The sequence below is a fragment of the Peribacillus sp. B65 genome (genome assembly GCF_058513295.1).
This window is the reverse complement of sequence record NZ_CP195840.1, coordinates 4,890,012-4,909,958: the sequence shown is the minus strand read 5'-3', so window position 1 is coordinate 4,909,958 and position 19,947 is coordinate 4,890,012. Positions and strand designations below refer to the sequence as shown.

Here is a 19,947-nt window from a genome sequence, read left to right as displayed (position 1 = left end):
TAGGAGGCAACAACAATGGAACAAGGTAAAGTAAAATGGTTTAACGCAGAAAAAGGTTTTGGATTCATCGAACGCGAAAACGGAGACGACGTATTCGTACATTTCTCAGCTATCCAAAGCGAAGGTTTCAAATCTTTAGACGAAGGTCAAGAAGTTACTTTTGAAGTAGAACAAGGTCAACGCGGACCTCAAGCTTCTAACGTTCAAAAAGCATAATTTCAAAAACAAAAAAGACGGATCCTTGTTATAGGGTCTGTCTTTTTTTGTTTTGTGAAAATACATAACAAAAAACCCTGCTCAACGATGAGCAGGGTAAATGGTACAAGTAAAGTAAAACGCTTAAAAAGGTTTGACTAAGTATATCATAGTTTTTCTAAAAAATACTAAATTAAATATATTATACTTATCAAGGTACCGATAGGTAATTACTGAAATCATTGGATTGAAGGGGGTAAAGGAATTTATGCCCCTTCTTTTTTTTGCCTGAATATAGGAAAGGGGACATCTCAGCAAAATTCCAGGGGAGCCACTCCGATGTGAAACAAAAAAACGATGGCCCACATATAAAGACATAAGGGCACATTCATTAACTTTGGGAAGGAGAAAAGATTCTTATACATTCAAACATAGATTTGAATATTCAGGGAATTGTGTTATATTATAATCAAACGAATATTTGAATGAGAGGTGTGAGAAGATGACGGAACTGAAAGATATATGTGATGTTCACCTGCATGATGAAGTGAAGGTTAACCGCATTCAAGTAGAAATGGGCCAGGTGGATATATCCAGCATGTCGAAGCTGTTTAAAGTTATAGGCGATGAAAATAGGGCGAAGATAGCTTATGCACTCTGCACGGACGAGGAATTGTGTGTGTGCGATCTGGCCAATATCATTGGTGCTTCGATGGCAACAACGTCACATCATCTTCGGACCCTTTATAAACACGCAATCGTAAAATACCGAAAAGAAGGAAAGCTGGCTTTTTATTCTTTAGATGATCACCATATAAAGCAATTGATTCTGATTGCGTTAGAACATCAGCAGGAGGTAAGGGTCGATGGCTGAGTCCCCAATGAAAACATATCGTATCCAGGGTCTATCCTGCACGAATTGTGCGGCTAAATTTGAGAACAATGTCCGTGAACTAGAGGGTGTGAATGATGCCAAAATCAACTTTGGGGCGTCGAAGATTTCGGTACAGGGCAGCGCAACCATTGAAGAGATTGAAAAGGCGGGAGCCTTTGATAACCTGAAGATCCGCGGTGAACAGGAACTGGTAACGCAAAAGGAACCATTTTGGAAGCAAAAAGAAAATATTAAAGTGGTGTTTTCGGTTATCCTATTGCTGGTCAGCTGGATATTGGATAATCGATATGCTGATGGAAGCATCATGCCGGTAATCGGTTATGCAGCTGCGATCATAGTTGGAGGATATTCATTATTTTTCAATGGATTGAAAAACCTTGTAAGGCTTCGCTTTGATATGCACACCCTAATGACGGTTGCCATCATCGGAGCGGCCGTGCTTGGTGAATGGGGCGAGGGTGCTACCGTCGTCATTCTATTTGCGATAAGTGAGGCATTGGAAAAATATTCGATGGATAAAGCACGTAATTCCATCGAATCATTAATGAACATCGCACCTAAAGAAGCCTTGATCCTTAGAGGGCATCACGAAATGATGGTTGGGGTTGATGAGATTGAAGTGGGCGACATCATGATCGTTAAACCGGGTCAAAAGCTTGCAATGGATGGCCGGATCATGAAGGGCGCCTCGACACTTAATCAAGCAGCCATTACTGGGGAATCCGAGCCGGTTTTTAAAACGGTTGAGGGTGAAGTGTTTGCCGGAACCTTAAATGGTGAAGGGCTGCTCGAAGTGGAGGTCACGAAGCGAGTCGAGGATACGACGATTGCAAAAATCATCCATCTTGTTGAAGAAGCACAGGCCGAAAAAGCCCCATCCCAAGCCTTCGTGGATAAATTCGCAAAATTCTATACGCCGGCCATCATGCTCATTGCCTTGGCCATTGCCGTATTACCCCCGATTGTGATGAACGGGGATTGGAGTGAATGGATTTACCGGGGATTGGCTGTACTGGTTGTCGGCTGTCCTTGTGCTTTGGTCATTTCCACTCCCATCGCCATCGTGACCGCTATCGGAAATGCTGCGAAACATGGTGTGCTGATTAAAGGCGGGGTCCATTTGGAGGAAGCAGGAGCCTTAAAGGCGATCGCGTTTGACAAAACGGGTACTTTAACAAAGGGCGTACCTGAAGTGACTGATTTCAAGTTGTTATCTGATGTGTTGAATGAACAGGATGTGCTGGCTATCGCTGCTGCTTTAGAAAGCAGATCACAGCACCCCCTTGCCACGGCCATTCTTCAAAAGGCGGAAAACCACGATGTGGACTATCATTCTTTATTGGTAGAGGATTTTACTGCTATCACCGGTAAAGGCATAAAGGGGAAGATCAATCAAGAAATCTATTACATTGGTAAGCCCCATCTTTTTGAAGAAGAGCCAGGTATAGTGTTCTCTGAGGATGTGCTTAAATTAATCAGCGGCTTTCAAAATACAGGGAAAACGGTGATGGTGCTTGGTGATCAAGTGAAGCTCCTGGCACTGATCGCAGTTTCAGATGAAATTAGGGAAAGCAGTAAGGAAGCGATTCGGAAACTGCATGAATTGGGCATTGAAAAAACGATCATGCTGACTGGCGATAATATCGGAACAGCTAAAGCAATTGGAGCGGCGGCTGGCGTTCATGAGATTGAGGCGGAGCTATTGCCGCAGGATAAATTGAACATGATCAAACGATGGAAACAAAAATATGATCGAGTGGCCATGGTAGGCGATGGTGTCAATGATGCTCCGGCCTTGGCAGCTTCCACGGTAGGGATTGCAATGGGCGGGGCGGGCACGGATACGGCCCTTGAAACTGCCGATATCGCCTTAATGGGTGATGACTTATCGAAGCTGCCTTATACAATCCGCTTAAGCCGCAAAACATTAAAAATCATAAAGCAGAACATCACGTTTTCATTGGTGATTAAAATCCTGGCCTTATTATTGATAGCGCCGGGCTGGTTAACACTTTGGATGGCGATTTTTGCCGACATGGGTGCGACGTTATTAGTGACCTTGAACAGTCTTAGGTTGTTGAGAATAAAAGAATAGAATAATAAAAGCTCCCTGGCGCATCTTAAGGTGCACCAGGGAGCTTTTATTTATGAACTTTCCAATTGTTTCATGTGAAACTTTGAAAAAAGCAGTCGGTCCTCTTATTTTTTTGTTGAAAGTTAAAGGAGGTTCAATGAAAAATATTGCTTTGGCAGCAATCGTTATGCAGGCGATGTCTGGTATGCTACAATGTGGCTGACTTTTAGGCAGCATGATAGGTTTGTTTAAGTATAATATAGGGAGTAAGGTATGTACGGAAAGGATTTGAAATGATGGAAATACAGCAAAGGGCTATCTTGGTTGGAGTTAATCTCAACGGTTCAAGGGATTTTGAGTATTCGATGGAGGAATTGGCCAATTTAACGGAAGCATGTGAGGTAGAGGTTGCAGGGACCATCACACAAAATTTGCATCGGGTGAACTCATCACATTTTATCGGTACCGGGAAAATCGAGGAAGTAAAAAATCTCGTTGAGTATAAAGAAGCTAATGTCGTCATTTTTAATGATCAGCTCTCCCCTTCGCAACTTCGCAATCTGGAGAGGGACATGGATTGCAAGGTGATTGACCGGACAATCTTGATTCTGGACATCTTCGCGCATCGGGCGAAAACGAAGGAAGCACAGCTTCAGGTAGAAGTGGCGAAGCTGCAGTATATGCTCCCGCGTCTTGTAGGTTTGAGGGAGTCATTAGGGCGTCAGAGTGGCGGGGTCGGTACAAACAAGGGTGCAGGTGAAAAGCAGTTGGAGCTTGACCGCAGGAGAATCGAGGAAAATATAAGTGTATTGAATAAGGAACTGGAAGACCTTGTTGCACACCGGCAAACGCAGAGGAAACAGCGGAAAAAGAATGCCATCCCTGTCGTATCCTTGGTCGGTTATACCAATGCAGGTAAATCTTCGATCATGAATGCTTTGATCGAAATGTTCCATCCAACAGCAGAGAAGCAGGTGTTTGAGAAGGATATGCTGTTCGCTACGCTTGAAACATCCGTCCGAAACATTCCGCTGCCGGATAATAAGGAATTTTTATTGACTGATACGGTGGGATTTGTGTCTAAATTGCCCCATCATCTCGTGAAAGCATTCCGATCAACACTAGAAGAAGTGGTGGAAGCGGATCTGTTGATCCATGTTGTCGACTTTTCCAATCCAAATCATGAGCAGCAAATAGAGATAACGGATAAGACTTTAAATGAGATAGGCATTAAAGGGATTCCGACGATTTTTGCCTATAACAAAGCGGACCTTACCGATTTGGAAATCCCTAAGGTGAATCGTGACTCTGTATATATGTCAGCAAAAAACAAAGTCGGCATCGAGGAATTGATCGAACAAATTCGCCAGCGTATTTTTGTCGACTATACTCACTGTGAAATGCTGATTCCATATGATCAAGGGCAGCTGGTTTCCTATTTCAATGAAAATGGTCACATAACGGAAACTGAATATGAGGCAAATGGATATCGAATAAAGCTTGAGTGCAAGAAAACGGATTATGAGAAATATAAACAATACATTATTCATCCGGAATGAGCCTGCCTGTTGATAAAATGTTAACGGTTTGTTGATAAGTAGAAAAGTTGATTTCCGTATGTGGATAACTTTTGTTAAAATGCTTCTGTTCCGCAAAAACAAAGAGAATATTGCCATATAATATGTGAATAAGTTGTGGATAAAAGTGAAAAGACCCAGGAAACCTTGAATTGAGTTTCTGGGCTTTTTTTTATGTGGACAAAGTGTTGATAAGTAGGTTTTGGAACAAATCATCCAAATAATATCAGGAAGTATGATGAAACGTAAGTTTGAATGTAGAAAAATGACGATGTTTATCATTTATTGTTAGGAAATATAACATGAATATTACATATTGCATATCTAGCATCTGGAAATACTTTACACTTTGTATAATGTAACTTGCTTTTCAACATTATAAAATAAAGAATACTCAATTCTCTGATTTATCATCAGGTTTTGATTTTTTAAGATTAGTAGGGGGGGCTTTTTGTGTTAGAAGGAAGCAGGGATAGAGGAGTGACCAGTGAGAGAATGATAGAAAATAATAAACAAAACGAGAGAATTTTGGCTGGGAAATCGCCATGACTTGTTAGTTGAATAAATTGACGGAAACCATGTTGGCAATCATTTCAATCGTTTAAATATGAGGACAGTAGAGAGAAATGCATGCAATTCCTCCCTTTTTATTTTTCAAAAATAAATGTTTGGAAGGAGAAATAGTGGATGAGTATGACGAGCCCGTTAAAAGGTGGTCTAGAGATTAACTTTCAGGAAGCGGAGAGGGGTTTATCCCCAAGGGAAGCTTTGGAAGAATCGAATCGATGTTTATACTGCTATGATGCCCCATGTATCCAAGCCTGTCCGACGGGAATAGATATTCCAGGTTTTATTAAGAAGATAGCTTCAGGTAATTTTAAAGGGTCGGCCAAGACGATCATGACTGCCAATCCTGTCGGTGCCAGCTGTGCTCGGGTATGTCCGACTGAAGAGTTATGTGAGGGAGCATGTGTCCTGAACCACTCTACAAAGCCAATCATGATTGGCAATCTCCAGCGTTATTCCACAGATTGGGCCATCCAAAATAAACAAGCCCTATTCAAGGCCGGGAAGAAGAATGGCAAAAAAGTTGCCATTGTAGGAAGCGGTCCCGCGGGTTTGTCTGCAGCAAGGGAGTTAGCCTTGCTTGGCTACAGTGTAACCATTTTCGAAGCTGAAAAGAATCCAGGCGGATTAAATACTTACGGGATTGTATCGTTCCGTTTGCCTCAGAGCATTTCTTATTGGGAAGTTGAACAAGTAAAGAGTTTGGATGTTGATATTAAAACGAATACACGGGTCGGAGTGGATGTTTCCGCAAACCAGCTGACTGCCGACTATGATGCGGTCATTTTAGCTATCGGCATGTCCGATGTCCCTAAGCTTGGAATTGAAGGGGAGGATTTGGCTGAAGTTTATGATGCAATCGATTTCGTAAAAGCAACGAAAACAGGGGCAATCACTGATAAATTCATTGGGAAGAAGATGGCGGTGATTGGAGCTGGAAACACGGCGATCGATGCCGCAACCTGTTCTGTACGCCTGGGCGCCGAACAGGTGAGCATTATTTATCGTCGTACCCAAAAGGAAATGACAGCCTATGATTTTGAATATGAGTTTGCCAAACAAGAAGGTGTCGGGTTTCACTGGCTGACTGCACCCTCCAGGATCCTCTCGGATGAAAGAGGTCAGGTTACGGGCATCGAGTGCGTGAAGATGGTGCTTAGCGAGGCAGGGGAAGATGGGCGGCGCCGTCCAGTCCAAATTCCCGGGTCGGAGTTCGTCATACCGGTCGATGGGGTAATTCGTGCTATAGGCCAATCCAGGTATATAGGATTGATTGAACAGTTCGGCATTGAACATGATGATGGTGTCGTTACATTGGATGGTGATTCCTATAAGACATCGCATGAAAAGATCTTTGCGTGCGGTGACGTGATCTTCGGAAAAGGCCAAGGTGAGGCAATGGTTGTTTCAGCTGCCCAGCAAGGGAAAAAGACAGCCTATGAAATTGACTCGATTTTGATGGGCGAAGCGGTGGATATTGCTTAATAACTATGAAAAATAGGAGGCTTATCATGGCTGATTTATCAATTGATCTTGCAGGTATTAAATCTCCCAATCCTTTTTGGCTTGCTTCAGCACCACCTACTAATTCAGGTTATCAAGTCCAGCGCGCATTTGAAGCTGGCTGGGGAGGAGCCGTTTGGAAGACATTGGGTGACCCAATCCTGAATGTCTCATCACGTTTTGCAGCGGTCAGCTTTAATGGACAGAGAGTTGCCGGGTTCAACAATATAGAATTGATTACGGATCGTCCGCTTGAAGTGAATCTTAAAGAAATATATGAAACGAAGAAAAGGTTCCCTGATCATGCAATCATTGCATCGGTGATGGTGGAGCCGCAACAGGAAAAGTGGCATGAAATCATCAAGCGTATAGAAGATGTAGGGGTCGATGGTTACGAGTTGAACTTTGGCTGCCCGCACGGTATGGCAGAGCGTGGGATGGGAGCTGCTTCGGGACAGGTTCCTGAACTTGTGGAAAAGCAAACATACTGGGCCAAGGAAGCTGCATCCAAACCCGTCATCGTCAAGCTTACACCGAATATAACCGACATTACGGTTACGGCTGAAGCGGCGGTGCGCGGCGGTGCGGATGCAATAAGCATGATCAATACGATCAACAGCTTGGCAGGAGTGGATATCCATTCATGGAATACGATTCCCCATGTTGGCGGCAAGGGGGCTCACGGAGGGTATTGTGGTCCCGCTGTGAAGCCGATCGCTTTGAATATGGTGGCAGAGTGTGCAAGGAATAATAAGATCAATGTTCCCATTTCCGGAATAGGCGGTATTTCAAATTGGCAGGATACGGTGGAATTTTTATTGATGGGTTCGACTGGCGTGCAAATTTGTACGGCTGCCATGCATCACGGTTTTAGAATAGTAGAAGACTTGATTGATGGACTTTCCAATTACCTTGATGAAAAAGGGATATCCTCCGTGATGGATATTGTCGGTAAGTCCGTACCGCGCTATTCCGACTGGGGGAATTTAGATCTTAATTATAAGGTCGTTGCGCGCATTAATAATGATGTGTGCATTAACTGCAATAAATGCCATATTGCATGTGAAGATACTTCTCATCAATGTATAGATATGTTCAAGGACACGTCAGGCAGCTCCTTTTTGAGAGTGCGCGAAGAAGATTGCGTAGGCTGTAATCTATGCTCGATCGTCTGTCCGGCCGATGGGGCGATCGATATGATCGAATTGACAAATGAATTACCGCCAATGACGTGGAATGAACGCCAATCGTTCCTTGGGGGCATAAGCAGTGAAAGTGTTGATTTCGTAAAATGATGGAGGGGTCTAATATGAAGAAGATCATTAAAAATGGAACGATTGCAACGGCTGCAGATACGTATCAAGCCGATATATTGATTGAAAATGAGAAGATTGCAATGATTGGCAAGGACCTCCCGGCTGAGGGGGCTGAAATCATTGATGCAAGAGGCGCTTATATTTTTCCGGGGGGCATTGATCCGCATACACATCTCGATATGCCGTTTGGCGGGACAACGACAAAGGATGATTATGAAACGGGGACGATTGCCGCTGCATATGGAGGCACGACAACGATCATCGACTTTTGTTTGACCGAAAAAGGGGTGCCGTTAAAGAAAGCGATAGAAACATGGCATGAAAAGGCCACTGGAAAAGCGGCCATAGATTACGGTTTCCATTTAATGATCAGTGAGATTAACGATGATGTATTGGCTGAGCTGCCGAGCATCATCGATAATGAAGGGATTTCTTCCTTTAAAGTGTTCATGGCTTACAAGAATGTTTTTCAGGCTGATGATGCCACGCTATACCGCACTCTGTTGCAAGCAAAGGAACTTGGGGCACTTGTCATGGTTCATGCTGAAAATGGCGATGTCATCGATTATCTTACGAAGCAGGCGCTGGCTGAAGGTAACACCGATCCAATTTACCATGCATTAACAAGGCCTCCAGAGCTTGAAGGGGAAGCAACTGGACGGGCTGCCAAACTTACGGAAATGGCAAATGGCCAGCTCTATGTCGTTCATGTCACCTGTGAAGATGCGGTTGAAAAGATTACTGAGGCAAGAAATAAAGGGGTGGATATTTGGGGGGAGACTTGTCCGCAATATCTGGTTCTTGACCAATCTTATCTTGAAAAGCCCCATTTCGAGGGATCTAAATATGTATGGTCCCCGCCGTTAAGGGAGAAGAAAAACCAGGAAGTGCTATGGAATGCTTTGAAAACGGGCCAGCTGCAAACGATCGGCTCCGATCAATGCTCTTTTGATTTTAAGGGACAGAAGGAACTTGGACGTGAAGATTTCACGAAAATACCGAACGGCGGGCCAACGATTGAGGATCGCATGAGTATCCTCTTTTCTGAAGGGGTCATGAAAGAGCGTATTACCTTGAATCAATTCGTCGACATGACATCCACGCGTGCCGCCAAGCTATTTGGATTATTCCCGAAGAAAGGTACGATAGCGGTAGGTTCGGATGCTGATATTGTCATTTTTGACCCGAAAGTTGAAAGAGCCATTTCTGCAGAAACCCATCACATGGCTGTAGATTATAATGCTTTTGAAGGTATGGGAATTACAGGTGAACCGGTGTCCGTTTTATCGAGAGGTCAATTCGTCATTAAAGACAAACAATTTGTAGGCGAAGCTGGAAAAGGGCAATTCCTGAAACGGGCAAAATATAATGCGGCGCTGAAGCCGGATACAGGGAAAAAGCTTACAGTCTAACTTTGGTAAGGAATCTTGCAAATTAAATTAGGGGGATTTTCTATGAGTGATAAGAAAGATTATTTAAAGTCTCCCGATTTGCTGCCTATACCTCATAGTGAGAAAAACATAAGTGCAGCCGGATTTGGTTTCATTTGGGTGGGCATGGCTGTAGTATTGGCTGCCTTCGCAATCGGTGGGAACGGTGTCCAAAGTTTATCCTTAGGCTGGGTCGTTCTTGCAACGGTCATTGCCTGTGTGGTTCTCGGCTTTTTGATGACAATGACAGGGGATATAGGTGTTGAACATGGAATATCATTCCCTGTTTATATGAGGGCGCCGTTCGGTACGATTGGCACCCACATCCCTTCGGTTGTACGCGGTTTTGTAGCGTCATGCTGGTTCGGCTTAAATACTTACTTTGGAGCCACTGCAATGAACGCTATCTTCACAACCCTTTTTGATTTTGATAATTGGTTTATCTGCTTCCTCATTTTTGCCGTTTTACAATTAGTCAACACGGCAATGGGAATAAAGTCGATAGAACGATTCGCCGACTTGGCGGCGCCCGTCATCATTTTAATTTCCGGCTGGATGTATTTCACCCTATCCGATCAGGCTGTAGCCCAAGGAAGAGATGTATGGTCCTGGATTGAAAGTCCGGTCACTGGCGGGGCCGCCGCAACGGCTTTCATGGTCGTCATTATGGCAAATATGGGATTTTGGGGCACGTTGACTGCAGATATGCCAACGCTTTCCCGCTTTATAAAGGCACCAAAAAATGAAAAAAATTGGTTCAAGCGCAATAAGGGGCAAATAATTGGGAATATTATCACCTATCCCATCACTCAGACGTTCATGGTGATTATCGGAGCGGTTTCTTATATGGCTGTTTCCAATTATGATCCTGTAGTTGCCATACAGGGATCAGCAAGTGGAATTGCCCTCGGCGTCCTTTTGATCATGATCGTATTTGCTCAATGGTCGACGAATACTACGGCCAATGTCATTCCCGCAGCTACCATTTTCTCCAATGTCATGGGTCCTAAAATGCCATTTTGGGCGGGAGTCGTTGTAGCGGGGGTGATTGGGATAGTAGTTCAGCCATGGAGCCTGTTCGGCATCATAATAGAAGTTTTATTAATAATAGGCGGAATCCTGGCATCCATTGTCGGCATCCTGGTAGCGGATTACTATTTCCTTCGTAAACGGAGAGTGAATGTACAAGAACTCTATGAAAGTGAAGGCCAGTATAAATACTTGAATGGAGTGAATTGGGCAGGAATCATTTCTTGGGTGATTGGAGGAATCGGTGCAACGATTTTTTCAAATTATTCGTTTATTATTGGCTTTCTTCTCGGCGGTGCAAGTTATTTTATATTAGCTAAGTATTGGTGGTTCAAGCGATATGAACAAGCTGAAATCATTGATCCGAGCGATGAGAAATATTTAGGCATTTCCGTCGGCAGGGATTGGATAATTGGGAAAGGTCCAGAACTTGAGGAAGAGATGGCTTTTACGACTGGCAAGGAGAACGTTTGAAAAAGGGGGAAAGGAAATGTCCGAATATCAAGACTATCGCTTAGAAAGGGAACAAATCGATTTTTTACTTGAAAGAGGATATCGAATCACCCGGGTTTCCGAAAGTTTAAGTGGAGCCTTTCTCGATTTTGAACTGATTGAAGGAACGAAGCAGGAATGGAAGCAATTGAACATCAAAACCCCGGAAGGAAGGAAATACTTCTCTACATTGCTTTTCAAAAAAAAATTGAATTGAAATCGTCATGTACCGGGCCTATTCCTTACGAATGGGCCCTTTTTGTTCGAGTTTTTTGTAGAATTTTGACGTTAGATTTTCTGACAAGTGTCTGGAGATTTAAGGGTTGTCCGTTTATAATAGATTTTAAAGCAGTTTTATAAAAGGATGTGGCTGGATGAATACATCGATTACAATCGAGGAAATTCTAACACGCAAGCATTTTGATCTGACGGATATAATTGCAGGTAGAAGTGGGATAAAGCGTCAAGTGAAGTGGGTCCACTGCATGGAAGTCACACAAATCAGCCATTTGTTAAATGGAAACGAACTGATACTGACTACCGGTTTAGGGTGGAAAGACTGCGATGACACATTTCTATCCTACTTAAGACAGTTAATAGAATGCGATGCAGCTGGACTCTGTATAGAGATTGGCGCCAACACCATGGCAGTGCCGCAATGTGCCATCGATCTCGCAAATGAACGGCAATTCCCTATCATCCTATTTCATGAAGAAGTCCCTTTCGTAGAAATCACGCAGGATATACATTCCCTTATCATCAATAAACAATATCAGATGATCTCCAACTTAGAAAGCTACTCCCAGCAGTTAAATAAAAATCTCCTCGAAATTGACCATTATGAACCAATTCTAAAATTTCTCCACAGCTATTTAAATGTACAGGTTATTCTTATCTTTAATGAAAATGATATAGCCAGCTTTCCAAAAATAAAGAAAAAAACAACCTATCAAATGGTGGCGGACATATACGAAGAGAAGCGGAACATGGATAAAACCGTTCTTGGACAGCCGATTCGAGTGCTTGGTGAAAATTATGCTGAATTGCTCATATGCAGCAACGGCAGAGAGTTGACTGATTTTGATTCACTGATTTTGGATCGAACGGCTACCGCATTGGCACAGCATCTATTAAGGGAGTTATATATTGAAGAAAAGAAAATGTCGGAAGAAAGTATATGGCTTACAAATTGGATTGAAGGTGAATATAGTGACGAAGCAATCCGGGAGAGGCTTTCCTATATTGATCCGAAAATGCATTTGGATGGCGGAATTGTTTGCATTTGCAAACAACACCCAAAGTATAATAAAAACTCCGCAAAATTAGATGGAACCTATTTTAAGATAATGTTTAGAACTGTTTTTGAACAGTACGGCTTTCAGATATTTTCTATGGAAATACATCAGCATCTTGTTTTTATTTTAGGTGATAATCGTTCATCTGAAGATTGGAAATCAAGGGTTACAAGCGCGGTGGATCGAATCATGAAAATGGATGTAAGCGGGCGTAATCGTATGGGTCTGCTTTCCATTGGGTTTGGTAAGCATGTTCAAAGGTTAAGTGAGATTTATAAAAGTTATGAAACGGCCCGTGAAACTTTGCTGCTTCAGGATACGTTACCGGAGGATAACAGGAGCATCTTTTATCAGGACTTACATATGCATCGCATGATATCGCTCATAAATAAGCATGGTAATCTGGAGGAAACGGTGTACGAATATTTAGGTCCTGTCATTGAATATGACAAGCAAAACAATGGTGAGTTAATGCCTACCTTAAAGACCTACCTTGCCTGTAACGGTTCTAAACAGGAAACATCGAAACAACTATTCATTGTCCGGCAAACGCTATATCATAGACTTGAAAAATTGGAGAAACTGCTAGGTTCTGATTTTATGCGCTCAGATAAGCGTCTGGGCCTAGAATTCATGATTTTTGCATTGGACTTCTTACAATACAGCAGCAGGAAGATCAGAGGGAAATATGTAGACAAATATATTGGAAGATAAGTAAGACTAAAGGGTGTCCCAAGGACATCCTTTTTTGAATGCAAGGAAAGGGAGGCAGAAAACAAGGTAAATGCTGACATCAAAATGGCTTATATAACATCTTGATGTCAGCATATTATATTAATATTCATCTTTTTTGGAAAGGCAGCGGTCACATTCCAAGAGGTAGGATTCAGCTTGTTCAATGATATGGGTCCCGCATTCCGTACATTGTTTAGGCGGCAGTGTCCTGAAGAATTCCAATGGGTTTTTAGTTTGCATGATGATTCCTCCTTATGATTTGGTTTAATCAGTCTTCGTGTTTGGAAAGGCAGTGGTCACACTCCATCAAGTAAGATTCAGCTTGTTCAGTGATATGGGTTCCGCATTCCGTACATTGTTTAGGCGGCAGTGTCCTGAAGAATTCCAATGGGTTTTTGGTTTGCATGATGATTCCTCCTTTTTGATATGGTTTAATCAGTCTTCACGTTTGGAAAGGCAGTGGTCACATTCCATTAAGTAGGATTCAGCTTGTTCAGTGATATGGGTTCCGCATTCCGTACATTGTTTAGGCGGCAGTGTCCTGAAGAATTCCAGTGGATTTATAGTTTGCATGATGGTTCCTCCTTTTTGATATGGTTTAATCAGTCTTCGCGTCTGGAAAGGCAGCGGTCACATTCCATTAAGTAGGATTCAGCATGCTCGATAATATGGTCACCGCACTCGGGGCAATGTTTAGCAGGGATATTGTTAAAAAACTCAATGGATTTTTTCATTTGCATGATGATTTCCTCCTTTTAATGTTAGATATATTTTCCGATCGCTTTATTCTTCACGTTTGGAAAGGCAGCGATCGCATTCCATCAGATAGGAATCTGAGTGGTCCACATGTGTTTCACCACATTCCGGGCAATGTTTAAATGAATCGATTATGAGTAAATCTGATTGATTTGCTTGCATGTCTCGCTCCCCCTCTTTATAGTACAGTTTTTGTTGTTTGCTTGTTGTTATAATACAGTATATACCCGAATTTGGAAAATGTATAGGTATTTTACAGAAAATTCGAAATTTTTTTCGCTGATTGTCTAAAAACCCTATAGGTAAGGGAATTATCATCTGTTTATTTTTGAATTTACCTTCATGGCAAGTAGGAAATGGAAGAAATGACGCTTTTTATAAAACGAAAAAACAAAGAGGGAACGAAACGGACAGACAATTTTCAATGTGTTGTGATAGGCATTAATGTAACAGATGAGAAACAGGAAAATCAGTGATCAATGAATGCCTGTTTCACAGTCGATGTAACATATAAGAGCTTGTTCTAAAATTTCAGCAAAATTCAAGCAGCAGCGATTATGTGTAAGTTCCTGTCTGTGTGGTTTTAATACAACAGTAAAGAGGTAACTTGCTAGTAGAAGTACAAAAATGGGAGGTAGCATATGTCGAAAGCGATGATTATCGTCAATCCATCTTCAGGTAAGGAAAAAGCAGGAAGGATTTTGCCGAAAGCGGAAAAGGCACTTGGTGAAATTTTTGATGAGGTATGCGTTCGTAAAACGGAAGGAGAGGGGGATGCTACGGGTTTTGCTAAGGAGGCCTGTGCAGAAATGTTCGATGCTGTCATTTCCATGGGTGGGGATGGAACGGTGAACGAGATAGTGAATGGCTTGGGCGAGCAGCAGCATCGGCCTACTTTCGGAATCATTCCACTAGGAACCATCAATGATTTTGCTAGATCTTTGGGAATACCATTGAATCCCAATGCTGCCATCGAGATTTTGAAGGATATGAATATTAAGGAATCGGACATAGGGAAGATCAATGACCGTTACTTCATGAATGTGTTGGCAGTTGGGGCAATCGCAGAGGCCACCTATAATGTTACCGTTGAACAAAAAACCCGTCTTGGTTCTTTTGCATATTTCATTGAAGGAGCAAAAGCGATCATTAAAAAGACTCCGTTTCCTTTAACGGTTGAACATGATCAGGGAAAGTGGATGGGCGAGGCTCATTTACTAATTGCAACAATGACTAACTCTGTCGGCGGTTTCGAACAACTTGCACCAGAGGCGGAAGTGAATGATGGAAAGCTGCACACATTCATCATTAAGGATTTATCTCTTCCTCTCATCGTCAAGATCATTCCCAGTTTGATTAGGGGGGAGATCATGGGGAATGACGAAGTTGAATATATTAAAACATCCAAGCTCCATTTAACTACTTCAGATGATCTTGCAGTCAATATCGATGGAGATGAAGGCATTCTTCTTCCTTTCCAGGCAAATGTACTGCACAAACATCTTCGTCTCTTTGTCCCGGGAACTAAATAGCTTGTTATGTGGGTTCATTGTCTTACTGGGAAAAGCTGATCATGGGTTAGCCAATCAGCTTTTTTTTCTATGCGGTTACCCAAGGCTTATTGATGGAGTGGTTTGCGGTGTTCATCGTGCACAACGTAAGCTCCTTCGCTTTTATAAAAGGTATCATTATTCAGGGGGATTCCAGGTTAGAATAGTTAATGCATGAATGACTGGGTATAAATATGTTACGCTTATAGTTATGATTATAGATGAGAGAGGAAGTTTGATGTTTGTATGGAGTTTTTTCTTGTTATATTAGCGCTTCTTATATTGATTGGAGTGTCTAATGTAATTAACCATTTTATACCTTTTATACCTGTACCATTAATACAAATAGCACTGGGTGTCATATTGGCACTTTTACCCCTGGGTATGCATGTTGAGATGGAGACGGAATTATTTTTGCTATTATTCATCGCACCCCTATTATTCAATGATGGCAAAAATGTACCACGAACAGCACTATGGAAGTTGAGAGCACCCATTTTGATGCTTGCACTAGGCCTGGTATTCATAACGGTTTGGTCAGGCGGGTATTTAATTAATTGGATGATCCCTTCGATACCATTGCCGGCAGCGTTCGCTTTAGCGGCCATTTTGTCACCTACGGATGTAGTGGCAGTAAGCGCTTTGGCGAGTCGGGTCAAGTTACCGAAGAGCATCATGCACCTTCTCGAAGGCGAAGGGCTAATGAATGATGCCTCAGGTTTAGTTGCCTTTAAGTTTGCCGTTGCAGCTACAGTCACTGGTGTTTTCTCCCTAGTCGACGCAACCTTCAGTTTCATATGGATTGCAATTGGTGGGTTTGTAGGTGGAGCGATACTATCTTTCATCATTATCAGGCTTCGTGTATTTCTTCGCCGTTTAGGGATGGAAGACGTCACGATGCATATGCTGATCCAAATCCTAACTCCTTTTATTATTTTCCTCGCTGTGGAACATTTCCACCTTTCTGGGATTTTAGCAGTCGTGGCTGGGGGAATTGTCCATGCCATTGAACGAGATCGGGAAATATCACCAACTGTAGAACTTCAAGTCGTTTCAAAGAGTACATGGTCCGTCATTTTATATGTATTGAATGGCCTTGTATTCGTTTTGCTTGGCTTGCAAATCCCAAGCGTTGCGAAAACTATCTTTCAAGATCCAGCCTTCAATAATGGACAAGTGATCCTTTATATCGTGATCATTACACTTTTCCTCTTCGCTTTACGATTCATTTGGCTTACGGCTGCCTGGTCGATTGGCTGGATGACGAAAAAAGCGGGAGCCCAAAAACCAGACTTCAAAGCTGCTGGAATCATTACCATTTCCGGTGTTCGCGGAGCTGTAACCTTAGCAGGTTCGTTCTCGATTCCATATGTGTTGGCAGATGGAAGTCCTTTTCCTGAGCGTTCGTTAATCATTTTCATTGCAGCAGGTGTCATATTGCTGACACTTATTGTTGCGAGTGTATTTCTTCCAATCGTGGCAAGGTCAGAAGAAGAGGAAGTGGTGGACAAGCAGTCTGACAAAACGAAAGCTGCTGCCATTCACTCACATCAAGCCGCTATTCGGGTGATTGAGTCCCAAATGACAGATGAAAACCGGGAAGCGGCTTTATCGATCATTTCCAGGTACTGTACCAAGATCAATGAACTGTCCTATGTAGAACAGGAGAAAGAACCGGCGGCATTAAGGGAAGAAGAGAAGGATCTTCGCTTCAAGGCCCTTGAAGCAGAGCAAAGATTCTTGGATAAACTTATTAAGGATGAAAAAGTGGACCGGGAAACGGCGTATATATGCAAGGAATACATCCAGCGTATGGAAGGTGCGGTAACAAATCGACTGAAGTTCCGCTTTTTCAGGTCAGTAACGCTGTTCAGAAGAAGTATGCTGAGGGTTTTAAAATTATTTTTCCCTAATAAAAGTGAAATAAGAAAAATCAATCTTGAGAGATTGGAAAAGGTCAGGGATCTTAAAATCAGGATGTATAAAGCTGCCATCCAAGAGATACAAGCCGGAATTACATCCGATAATCATAAGACATCCTCGATGATCATAGACGAGTATAAAGTGTTGATTTTAAAATGCAAACGTGAAAATAGAGGCCGTACCCCGAGTAAAATGGTCGAATATGAAAGAGAGCTGTTCTATAAAGCGATCCAGGCAGAACGGGACGAAGTGCAGGATATGTTTGAAAAACGACAAATCTCCCGTGATGTTGCCAACATACTCCGCCAGCAAATCAATTTACGGGAAGCACTGACAATCAATGAAAATACACACTGATTAACAAAAGGAGCACTGCCAATAAATTCGGCAGTGCTCCTTCCGGTTTGTGAAGGAAATATCGGAAGGGGCATCGAATTATTAATGTATCCAATAATTGATGAAAGAGGCTGTACTTAATGGAAATGGAAATCGAGACCATCACCTTAACGCCTTATTTACCGGAACATCTTCACCAGCTTTCCCAGTTTTATTTACCGGGTACACAAACCCCTTTTTCGGCTTTGCCGGAAGAGTCACTGAAATATTGCCGGGTAGATTGCGACAGGCACCCTATTGTAATATTGGCCGATGGTACCCCTGTTGGCTTTTTCGTTTTACACATTGGCGAAAACATCGCCCCTTTCACCAGCGATAAAAAAGCGATATTACTCCGTGGATTACTTGTTGATCAAAAACATCAGGGCAAAGGGATTGCGAAGAAGGCCTTGCAAATCCTTCCGGAATTCGCAAAAGGGATTTTTCCAAACAAGGATTCGATCATTCTGGCAGTGGACGCCATGAACGTGATTGCAAAAACGCTTTATGCAAAAGTGGGGTATCAGGATACAGGGATTCAAAAAGAAGGCAGATGCGGGTTGATGGAAATAATGGAGTATAGATTAGATTACGATGAACAAGGATATGGAGTAAGGGATAAATAACAAACATGTAGACTTTTCCAAAAGGGGAGGTCTTTTTTTTGTCCAATTTGTTACAGGTTTCATTATTAAACCAGTGATTTAGAAGGGCTGCTTTTAATAATCCTGCTGCCTTATGGTACACTTTACTTAATGCAAAATTCGTTAATCGAGGTGTAGTCCTAATGAAAACAGTCGTAGTCGTAGGTGGGGGCATTACCGGTTTATCAACCATGTATTATTTACAAAAAACAGTTAAAGCGAGGAGTCTCCCGGTACGATTGATATTAATAGAAGGAAATGAAGAGCTTGGCGGTAAAATAAGGACTGTGCACGAAGGACCTTTTAAAATTGAAGCGGGTGCTGATTCGATTGTCGCCAGGAAACAAAATATACAACCATTTCTTAAAGAATTGAACCTGGAGGATCAAGTTGTCTATAATGCGACGGGAAAGTCATTCATCCATACAGACGGGATGCTGAAGGGAATCCCCGAAGATGCCCTTTTCGGAATACCAATGAGCCTGGAGTCGCTGGCGAAAAGTGATCTGGTTTCTGCCCAAGGCAAGGTTGACGCTTTAAAGGATTTCTATACAAAAAATGAGACCTTTACGAAAAATGACTCCATCGGCTTATTTCTTGAAAGCTTCTTAGGCAAGGAATTGGTGCAAAAGCAGATATCGCCTGTCCTTTCTGGTGTTTACTCAGGAAAATTAAATGAATTGACCATTGCCAAAACACTGCCAGAGATGCTGGATTATAAAAATCAATATGGCAGTATAATACGAGGTCTTTCGGAAAATAAGCAGAAATACCAAAGCAAGGGAAATAAGAAGTTCCTTTCGTTTAAAAATGGCTTATCAACATTGGTTGAACGAATTGAGGAAAGCCTCGATATGGTCAAGATTTTAAAAGGGGTCCGTGTAAATGAAATTGGAAGAAATGATGAGGGGTATATCATTTCATTGGCAAACGGTGAAACGTTCGAAACGGACTTTATCGTGTTGAGTACACCGCATACCGTTGCCCAGAAATTATTGGGAGATCGGGAGCTGGATGAGGACTTCGACGGCTTGATCAATAGTTCGATGATTAGCGTTTACCTTGGATTCGATATCCCGGACAGCATGCTTCCTAAAGACGGGACAGGTTTCATTGCAGGTGATAATAGTGATTTGATCTGCAATGCATGTACTTGGACAAGCCGGAAATGGGAGCATACTTCTGAAAACAGTCAGCTTTTGGTAAGGCTTTTTTATAAAAGCTCAAGTCCGGACTATGAACGGTTACGGTCCCTTACAAACCAGGAATTGATCTCCGTGGCTTTATGCGACATTAAAAACAGTCTAAGCATTTCTGGTAATCCAATTACGAGTGAAGTGACGAAATGGCATGAAAATATGCCGAACTACCATATTAAACATCCTCAAATCGTTCAATCCCTGGAGGAGAAAATCTCCGAGAGTTATCCGAATGTTTTACTTGCGGGCTGTTCATACAATGGTGTCGGAATCCCGGATTGTATTGCTGATGGGGAAAAGAAAGCACAAGAAATATGTCTGAAGTTGTAAAAGGGGGACTGCCAGATGGCGGTCTCAGACTGTAGATAAACTCGAGGGAAATTGAGTGTTTG

At 42.4% G+C, this 19,947-nt stretch carries 20 protein-coding genes; 15 read left to right on the top strand and 5 right to left on the bottom strand.

Features of this window, described 5'->3' with window-relative positions; translation table 11 throughout:
- The first annotated feature begins 15 nt into the window (after positions 1–15).
- The 11 genes from ACSR9O_RS24005 to ACSR9O_RS23955 all read left to right on the top strand — a co-directional run bounded on the left by ACSR9O_RS24005 (position 16) and on the right by ACSR9O_RS23955 (position 13,087).
- Entirely contained in the window at positions 16–216 is a 201-nt protein-coding gene (locus ACSR9O_RS24005) for a cold-shock protein (protein WP_034304915.1), read from the top strand.
- A gap of 481 nt (positions 217–697) precedes the next feature.
- Entirely contained in the window at positions 698–1,069 is a 372-nt protein-coding gene (locus ACSR9O_RS24000; RefSeq protein WP_101225672.1) for an ArsR/SmtB family transcription factor, read from the top strand.
- On the top strand, positions 1,062–3,185 hold the full coding sequence (locus ACSR9O_RS23995; RefSeq protein ID WP_491725229.1) for a heavy metal translocating P-type ATPase: 2,124 nt from the start codon (positions 1,062–1,064) through the stop codon (positions 3,183–3,185). Before ACSR9O_RS24000 ends, ACSR9O_RS23995 begins: the two co-directional genes overlap by 8 nt.
- Before the next feature lie 52 nt (positions 3,186–3,237).
- A complete protein-coding gene (locus ACSR9O_RS23990; protein ID WP_157831163.1) occupies positions 3,238–3,387 on the top strand; it encodes a hypothetical protein in 150 nt (49 codons plus the stop codon).
- A gap of 70 nt (positions 3,388–3,457) precedes the next feature.
- A complete protein-coding gene (gene hflX / locus ACSR9O_RS23985) occupies positions 3,458–4,723 on the top strand; it encodes a GTPase HflX (RefSeq protein ID WP_491725228.1) in 1,266 nt (421 codons plus the stop codon).
- Between the two features lie 711 nt (positions 4,724–5,434).
- Positions 5,435–6,793, top strand: coding sequence for an NAD(P)-dependent oxidoreductase (locus ACSR9O_RS23980; protein ID WP_402945419.1), 1,359 nt, complete (start codon positions 5,435–5,437; stop codon positions 6,791–6,793).
- Positions 6,794–6,819: 26 nt separating this feature from the next.
- Positions 6,820–8,106, top strand: coding sequence for an NAD-dependent dihydropyrimidine dehydrogenase subunit PreA (gene preA / locus ACSR9O_RS23975; RefSeq protein WP_427575392.1), 1,287 nt, complete (start codon positions 6,820–6,822; stop codon positions 8,104–8,106).
- A gap of 14 nt (positions 8,107–8,120) precedes the next feature.
- Positions 8,121–9,539: a dihydropyrimidinase gene (gene hydA / locus ACSR9O_RS23970; RefSeq protein WP_491725227.1), complete on the top strand. Its 1,419-nt coding sequence runs from the start codon at positions 8,121–8,123 to the stop codon at positions 9,537–9,539.
- 42 nt (positions 9,540–9,581) lie between these two features.
- The gene (locus ACSR9O_RS23965) at positions 9,582–11,060 is read left to right on the top strand and encodes an NCS1 family transporter (protein ID WP_491725226.1); all 1,479 of its coding nucleotides are present in this window, start codon (positions 9,582–9,584) and stop codon (positions 11,058–11,060) included.
- A 16-nt stretch (positions 11,061–11,076) separates the two neighbouring features.
- Complete coding sequence (locus ACSR9O_RS23960) at positions 11,077–11,295, top strand: hypothetical protein (RefSeq protein ID WP_101225679.1); 219 nt, start codon at positions 11,077–11,079, stop codon at positions 11,293–11,295.
- Between the two features lie 157 nt (positions 11,296–11,452).
- Positions 11,453–13,087 (top strand): PucR family transcriptional regulator, encoded by a 1,635-nt coding sequence (locus ACSR9O_RS23955; RefSeq protein WP_260359292.1) that lies wholly within the window; start codon positions 11,453–11,455, stop codon positions 13,085–13,087.
- 120 nt (positions 13,088–13,207) lie between these two features.
- Here ACSR9O_RS23955 and yhfH (ACSR9O_RS23950) read toward each other — a convergent pair whose 3' ends face one another.
- Genes yhfH (ACSR9O_RS23950) through yhfH (ACSR9O_RS23930) form a run of 5 tightly spaced genes read right to left on the bottom strand, consistent with a single transcriptional unit; the run spans position 13,208 to position 14,026 of the window.
- Entirely contained in the window at positions 13,208–13,348 is a 141-nt protein-coding gene (gene yhfH / locus ACSR9O_RS23950) for a protein YhfH (RefSeq protein ID WP_072274044.1), read from the bottom strand.
- A gap of 28 nt (positions 13,349–13,376) precedes the next feature.
- On the bottom strand, positions 13,377–13,514 hold the full coding sequence (gene yhfH / locus ACSR9O_RS23945; RefSeq protein ID WP_101225681.1) for a protein YhfH: 138 nt from the start codon (positions 13,512–13,514) through the stop codon (positions 13,377–13,379).
- A 29-nt stretch (positions 13,515–13,543) separates the two neighbouring features.
- A complete protein-coding gene (gene yhfH / locus ACSR9O_RS23940; RefSeq protein ID WP_082196596.1) occupies positions 13,544–13,681 on the bottom strand; it encodes a protein YhfH in 138 nt (45 codons plus the stop codon).
- Between the two features lie 29 nt (positions 13,682–13,710).
- Entirely contained in the window at positions 13,711–13,848 is a 138-nt protein-coding gene (yhfH, locus tag ACSR9O_RS23935) for a protein YhfH (protein WP_082162914.1), read from the bottom strand.
- Between the two features lie 43 nt (positions 13,849–13,891).
- Positions 13,892–14,026 carry a protein YhfH gene (gene yhfH / locus ACSR9O_RS23930; protein WP_137017534.1) on the bottom strand — a complete coding sequence of 45 codons (135 nt, stop codon included), beginning with the start codon at positions 14,024–14,026 and terminating at the stop codon, positions 13,892–13,894.
- Between the two features lie 479 nt (positions 14,027–14,505).
- Between yhfH (ACSR9O_RS23930) and ACSR9O_RS23925 the strand changes: the two genes are divergently transcribed.
- The 4 genes from ACSR9O_RS23925 (at position 14,506) to ACSR9O_RS23910 (ending at position 19,885) form a co-directional block, all read left to right on the top strand.
- A complete protein-coding gene (locus ACSR9O_RS23925) occupies positions 14,506–15,396 on the top strand; it encodes a diacylglycerol/lipid kinase family protein (protein ID WP_101225683.1) in 891 nt (296 codons plus the stop codon).
- Between the two features lie 264 nt (positions 15,397–15,660).
- A complete protein-coding gene (locus tag ACSR9O_RS23920; protein ID WP_491725225.1) occupies positions 15,661–17,694 on the top strand; it encodes a Na+/H+ antiporter in 2,034 nt (677 codons plus the stop codon).
- 119 nt (positions 17,695–17,813) lie between these two features.
- Positions 17,814–18,338 carry a GNAT family N-acetyltransferase gene (locus tag ACSR9O_RS23915; protein ID WP_101225685.1) on the top strand — a complete coding sequence of 175 codons (525 nt, stop codon included), beginning with the start codon at positions 17,814–17,816 and terminating at the stop codon, positions 18,336–18,338.
- 161 nt (positions 18,339–18,499) lie between these two features.
- The gene (locus ACSR9O_RS23910; protein ID WP_491725224.1) at positions 18,500–19,885 is read left to right on the top strand and encodes a protoporphyrinogen oxidase; all 1,386 of its coding nucleotides are present in this window, start codon (positions 18,500–18,502) and stop codon (positions 19,883–19,885) included.
- Positions 19,886–19,947 lie beyond the last annotated feature (62 nt).

Excerpts from the sequence above, each read along its gene's own strand:
- ACSR9O_RS24005 (WP_034304915.1), top strand. The coding sequence starts at position 16 with ATGGAACAAGGTAAAGTAAAATGGTTTAACGCAGAAAAAGGTTTTGGA.
- ACSR9O_RS24000 (WP_101225672.1), top strand. The coding sequence starts at position 698 with ATGACGGAACTGAAAGATATATGTGATGTTCACCTGCATGATGAAGTG.
- ACSR9O_RS23995 (WP_491725229.1), top strand. The coding sequence starts at position 1,062 with ATGGCTGAGTCCCCAATGAAAACATATCGTATCCAGGGTCTATCCTGC.
- ACSR9O_RS23990 (WP_157831163.1), top strand. The coding sequence starts at position 3,238 with ATGAACTTTCCAATTGTTTCATGTGAAACTTTGAAAAAAGCAGTCGGT.
- hflX (WP_491725228.1), top strand. The coding sequence starts at position 3,458 with ATGATGGAAATACAGCAAAGGGCTATCTTGGTTGGAGTTAATCTCAAC.
- ACSR9O_RS23980 (WP_402945419.1), top strand. The coding sequence starts at position 5,435 with ATGACGAGCCCGTTAAAAGGTGGTCTAGAGATTAACTTTCAGGAAGCG.
- preA (WP_427575392.1), top strand. The coding sequence starts at position 6,820 with ATGGCTGATTTATCAATTGATCTTGCAGGTATTAAATCTCCCAATCCT.
- hydA (WP_491725227.1), top strand. The coding sequence starts at position 8,121 with ATGAAGAAGATCATTAAAAATGGAACGATTGCAACGGCTGCAGATACG.
- ACSR9O_RS23965 (WP_491725226.1), top strand. The coding sequence starts at position 9,582 with ATGAGTGATAAGAAAGATTATTTAAAGTCTCCCGATTTGCTGCCTATA.
- ACSR9O_RS23960 (WP_101225679.1), top strand. The coding sequence starts at position 11,077 with ATGTCCGAATATCAAGACTATCGCTTAGAAAGGGAACAAATCGATTTT.
- ACSR9O_RS23955 (WP_260359292.1), top strand. The coding sequence starts at position 11,453 with ATGAATACATCGATTACAATCGAGGAAATTCTAACACGCAAGCATTTT.
- yhfH (WP_072274044.1), bottom strand. The coding sequence starts at position 13,348 with ATGCAAACTAAAAACCCATTGGAATTCTTCAGGACACTGCCGCCTAAA.
- yhfH (WP_101225681.1), bottom strand. The coding sequence starts at position 13,514 with ATGCAAACCAAAAACCCATTGGAATTCTTCAGGACACTGCCGCCTAAA.
- yhfH (WP_082196596.1), bottom strand. The coding sequence starts at position 13,681 with ATGCAAACTATAAATCCACTGGAATTCTTCAGGACACTGCCGCCTAAA.
- yhfH (WP_082162914.1), bottom strand. The coding sequence starts at position 13,848 with ATGCAAATGAAAAAATCCATTGAGTTTTTTAACAATATCCCTGCTAAA.
- yhfH (WP_137017534.1), bottom strand. The coding sequence starts at position 14,026 with ATGCAAGCAAATCAATCAGATTTACTCATAATCGATTCATTTAAACAT.
- ACSR9O_RS23925 (WP_101225683.1), top strand. The coding sequence starts at position 14,506 with ATGTCGAAAGCGATGATTATCGTCAATCCATCTTCAGGTAAGGAAAAA.
- ACSR9O_RS23920 (WP_491725225.1), top strand. The coding sequence starts at position 15,661 with ATGGAGTTTTTTCTTGTTATATTAGCGCTTCTTATATTGATTGGAGTG.
- ACSR9O_RS23915 (WP_101225685.1), top strand. The coding sequence starts at position 17,814 with ATGGAAATGGAAATCGAGACCATCACCTTAACGCCTTATTTACCGGAA.
- ACSR9O_RS23910 (WP_491725224.1), top strand. The coding sequence starts at position 18,500 with ATGAAAACAGTCGTAGTCGTAGGTGGGGGCATTACCGGTTTATCAACC.